This is a genomic window from Rhodococcus sp. CX (genome assembly GCF_015865005.1).
Classification (GTDB): Bacteria; Actinomycetota; Actinomycetes; order Mycobacteriales; family Mycobacteriaceae; genus Rhodococcus.
Genome location: NZ_JADZGH010000082.1, coordinates 1 through 4,476, shown reverse-complemented (window position 1 = coordinate 4,476; position 4,476 = coordinate 1). Strand labels below are relative to the sequence as shown.

4 protein-coding genes are annotated in these 4,476 nt (G+C 67.6%); 2 read left to right on the top strand and 2 right to left on the bottom strand.

Annotated elements, in window-relative coordinates:
• Window positions 1-33: 33 nt before the first annotated feature.
• A complete protein-coding gene (locus tag I0Q12_RS09075) occupies window positions 34-1,089 on the bottom strand; it encodes an alcohol dehydrogenase (protein ID WP_197251616.1) in 1,056 nt (351 codons plus the stop codon).
• A gap of 302 nt (window positions 1,090-1,391) precedes the next feature.
• Here I0Q12_RS09075 and I0Q12_RS09070 point away from each other — a divergent pair, with 302 nt between their 5' ends.
• Both I0Q12_RS09070 and I0Q12_RS09065 read left to right on the top strand, forming a co-directional pair.
• On the top strand, window positions 1,392-2,330 hold the full coding sequence (locus I0Q12_RS09070) for an alpha/beta hydrolase (RefSeq protein WP_197251615.1): 939 nt from the start codon (window positions 1,392-1,394) through the stop codon (window positions 2,328-2,330).
• A gap of 58 nt (window positions 2,331-2,388) precedes the next feature.
• Entirely contained in the window at window positions 2,389-3,771 is a 1,383-nt protein-coding gene (locus I0Q12_RS09065; RefSeq protein ID WP_197251614.1) for an NAD-dependent succinate-semialdehyde dehydrogenase, read from the top strand.
• An 83-nt stretch (window positions 3,772-3,854) separates the two neighbouring features.
• Here I0Q12_RS09065 and I0Q12_RS09060 read toward each other — a convergent pair.
• Window positions 3,855-4,476: short-chain dehydrogenase (locus I0Q12_RS09060; RefSeq protein WP_197251613.1), on the bottom strand; the 622-nt coding region annotated here is incomplete at its 5' end.

Genomic DNA, 4,476 nt, shown 5'->3' with positions numbered 1-4,476 from the left:
CGCCGCGATCCTTCCACTGGCATCACTCCATTGTCAGGCCCTCAGGACGATGCGTCCAGTGACTCCACCCGCGGTGAGATCGTCCAGGGCGCCGGACACCTCGGTTGCCGACAGCGGCCGTTCGACGACGGGGATGGTGGGAACCTCCCCGCGCTGCGCCAACCTCACGAGTTCCTTCATCTGCGCGAGAGTTCCCACGAAACTTCCCTCGATGCGGATCATGCGCAGCGCCAGCAGCGCGGTCGGGATGGTGACCTCGCCGCCGAAGAGCCCGACCTGAACCATGATTCCGCCCTTGGCCAGGATCTCGAATGCCGAGGTGGCCGTGGCGCCGTTGTTGACGAAGTCCACAACCGCCCCGGCCGGCGCACCGACGGCCTCGCGAAGTGCCGCGGCATCGCCCGTTCCCGGATTGAACGTGTCGGTGGCTCCCATGACGCGGGCGGACTCGAGATTCCGGTCGGCCACGTCGACGGCGCAGATGTTGCGGTGCCCACGGGAACGCAGGATGGCGATGGCCGTGAGGCCGAGTCCCCCGGCTCCGAAGATCACCACGGGTTCGTCGGGGTCGAGCGGAAGGATCTTGTCCACGGCGCTGTAGGCGGTCAGGCCGGAGCACGCCATGGTGGCGGCCCAGCTCGGATCGAGACCGTCGGTGTCCACGAGGTACTTCTCGTCGGGCACGAGGATGCTCTCGGCGTATCCGCCGTGCCGGGCGACACCCAGGTTCTTCCCTGCGGCACAACGATTGTCGTGACCTTCGCGGCACTGACGGCAGGTTCCGCAGCCGATCCACGGGTAGATCAGGCGCACATCACCCATCTGCACCGACCCGACTTCGTCGCCCACCTTCTCGACGACACCGACCACCTCGTGGCCGAGCACCATGGGGTATTCGATGCCGCGTTCCTTCAGGCTCATCGTTCCGCGGCTGCCGAGGTCGTACCCACCGGCTCGCAGATGGGTGTCGGTGTGGCAGACGCCGGCCCGGAGGACCTTCAGCAGCACCTGCCTGCCCTCGGGATCCGGCGTGGGCACCTCGAGGTCGTGAATCGTGGGGTCGTCGGGCATGACGGCGAAGACGTGCATGGGGATGGGCTCCGTTCGATGTGGCGATCGGCAGATTGCTTCGACGATGCACCACCGCGTAGACGTGCATCCGATACCGAACATCTCGTTTATCGAGTACTCGCACAGTATCGATCGGGCCCGCAGGCCGACTGTTTCATATCGGAACAGCCGTGGGGCGGGACGCCTCTCTAGCTTGGGAAGCACAGAGTCGTGTCGGCCATCACACACCGAGCTCGCCGCGACCGAATACCACACACCGGTGGGTGACGTCGTTCGTCCCCTGCACCGGGAAAACTCCGATACTCACAGAAGGAAGTGCCATGACCAGCAATGTTTCCGAACAGACCGGGATCGCAGCGGGCAGCGTCGAGGACCGGGACGTGCTGCGCGACCTCTACGCCGAGTGGTCGGAGATCATGGCGGCCAACCCGGAGCTGTCGGTGCGTCTGCTGCGTTCCCTCTTCGACGAGTGGCACCAGCCGACCGTCGAACCCGAGGGCGTGACCTACCGCGAGGACACCGTCGGTGGCGTTCCCGGCATCTGGTGCCTGCCGCAGGGCGCGGACGCATCGAAGGTCCTGCTCTACACGCACGGCGGCGGCTTCGCTGTCGGGTCGGCGTCCAGCCACCGCAAACTCGCAGGTCACGTCGCCAAGGCTCTCGGTGTCGTCAGCTTCGTCCTCGACTACCGCCGGGCCCCCGAGTTCGGGCATCCCGCGCAGATCGAGGACGGTGTCGCGGTCTTCGACGCGCTGGTCGCGGACGGGATCGCCCCGCAGGACGTCACCACGATCGGTGATTCGGCCGGTGGCAACCTCGCGATCTCCATCGCGCTCGCGCTCCTGCAGCAGGGTAAGCAGGGCCCGGGGTCGGTCATCGCCTTCTCGCCGTGGCTCGACATGGAGAACAAGGGCGAAACCCTCGTCACCAACGACGCCACCGACGCTCTCATCACGCCGGAGCTGCTCGCAGGCATGATCGCCGGTGTTCTCGGCGACACGATCGATCCCACCACGCCCCTGGCGAACCCGCTGTACGCCGACTTCACGGGATTCCCCCGGCTGTTCGTCACGGCCGGCAGCGTCGAGTCGCTCCTCGACAACGCGACCCGTCTCCAGGAGCGTGCCGAGTCCGCCGGTGTCGACGTGACCCTGTCCATCGGGGAGGGACAGCAGCACGTGTATCCGTTCCTGGCCGGTCGCTCCGCTCTCGTCGACGCCGAGCTCGCGAAGCTCGCCGCCTGGTACCGCCGCAGGTGACGGGTCTCCCCCGGAACCCGCGCGGAGCGCTCCGCACCGTCGATCAGCAGGAGAAACCATGGGTGTCTACACCACCATCGACCCCGCCACCGGGGAACGGCTCGCGCAGTACCCGGAGATCTCGGATGCCGAGCTGAAGGATCTCGTCGCACGCAGTGCCGCCGCCTACCGCGAGTGGCGCGCCACGCCTCTCGAGAAGCGGCGCGCCGTCCTGGCTCGCGTCGCCGAGATCTACCAGGAGCGAGCCGACGAGCTGGCCCGCCTTCTCACCATCGAGATGGGCAAGCCGATCACGCAGGCCAAGGGCGAGGTCGCCTTGGTCGCCTCCATCTATCGGTACTACGCCGACCACGCCGAGGAGTTCATGGCCGACGAACCTCTCGACATCGCGGGCTCCGGCTCGGCGGTGGTTCGCACGGAACCGATCGGGCCGCTGGTCGGCGTGATGCCGTGGAACTACCCCTATTACCAGGTGGCTCGGTTCGCTGCGCCGAATCTCGCGCTGGGCAATACGATCGTTCTCAAGCACGCGCGTAACTGCCCGCAGTCCGCGCTGGCGATCGAACGCGTCTTCGCCGAGGCCGGTCTGCCGGAGGGCGTGTACGCCAATGCGTTCGTCTCGTCCGCTCAGGTCGCGGAGGCGATCGCCGATCCGCGGGTCCAGGGTGTCTCGCTGACCGGATCCGAGAAGGCCGGCTCCGCCGTCGGCGAGGTCGCCGGCCGGCACATGAAGAAGTGCGTGCTCGAGCTCGGGGGTTCGGATCCTTTCATCGTGCTGCGCGATGCGGACATCGATGCGGCAGCCGCTGCAGCCGCAGTCGGCCGGTTCGCAAACGGCGGGCAGGCGTGCACGGCGTCGAAACGGTTCTTCGTGGAGGAGCCGATCTACGACGAGTTCGTGCAGAAATTCCTTGCCGCACTGGCCGATTGGCAGCCCGGCGACCCGGCGGATCCCGGGACGAAACTCGGCCCGCTGTCGTCCCGTTCGGCGGTCGACGATCTCGACGAACTCGTGCAGGACGCGCTCTCGAACGGTGCTCGGGCACTGACCGGCGGCGAGCGTCCGGACGGGGACGGTGCGTACTATCCGCCGACGGTCCTGGTCGATGTCGCACCCGGGATGCGCGCGTACTACGAGGAGCTGTTCGGGCCGGTCGCGGTCGTCCACCGCGTCGGTTCCCTCGACGCCGCGATCGAGGCCGCCAACGATTCGCCGTTCGGTCTCGCATCGAGTGTGTTCACGGCGGACCCGGAGAAGGCGGACCGTGCGGCGAGCGAACTCGAAACCGGGATGGTGTGGATCAACAGCACCAGCAAGAGTTCACCGGATCTCCCGTTCGGCGGGGTCAAGCGTTCCGGATTCGGCCGTGAGCTGGCCCGGTTCGGGTTCGCGGAATTCGCCAACAAGAAGCTCGTCAGGAACCCTGGCGGGAAGCGATAGGGCACGTGAATGCGGCGATGCGGTCGTTCCCGGAAACTCCGAAACGACCGCATCGCCGATTTCGCACGTTGCAATGGTGCCGATCAGAGCTCGAAGCGGACCCCGGTCAGCTGTTCGGACAGCTCCCACAGCCGGCGCGCGGTCTCCGGGTCGCGGGCCCGGGACGACGCCGACGCGACGTGCGGCGACCCGTACAACCCGAGGAACCCGTCCGGGCCGACGTACCCGCCACGCAACTCCGGCCGGGTCGCGGCGTACACGACCGATTCGGCGCCCTGCGCCGGAGTGCGCTGCAGGAACTTCTTGCCGAAACCGAAGAGGCGGTCGAACCAGGTGCCGGTGTTGCTGCCGACCTCGGTGGCCGCGTAGCCCGGATGCGCGGCGATCGCCCGCACCGGCGAACCGCTCGCCGCGAGCCGTCGTTCCAGCTCGAAGCTGAACAGCAGGTTCGCGAGCTTCGACTGCGCGTAGCCGCCGGAGCGGCTGTACGGGCGGCGCTCCCAGTTCAGGTCGTCGAGATCGACGCGTCCGAGGCGGTGGGCGGCACTCGAGACCGTCACGACCCGGTCGGTGATCCGGCCGAGCAGCAGCCCGGTCAGCGCGAAGTGTCCGAAGTGATTCGTGCCCACCTGCATCTCGAAGCGGTCTGCGGTCCGCTCCAGGGGCACCGCCATCACCCCGGCGTTGTTGACGAGCACATCGATC

Excerpts from the sequence above, each read along its gene's own strand:
- I0Q12_RS09075 (WP_197251616.1), bottom strand. The coding sequence starts at position 1,089 with ATGCACGTCTTCGCCGTCATGCCCGACGACCCCACGATTCACGACCTC.
- I0Q12_RS09070 (WP_197251615.1), top strand. The coding sequence starts at position 1,392 with ATGACCAGCAATGTTTCCGAACAGACCGGGATCGCAGCGGGCAGCGTC.
- I0Q12_RS09065 (WP_197251614.1), top strand. The coding sequence starts at position 2,389 with ATGGGTGTCTACACCACCATCGACCCCGCCACCGGGGAACGGCTCGCG.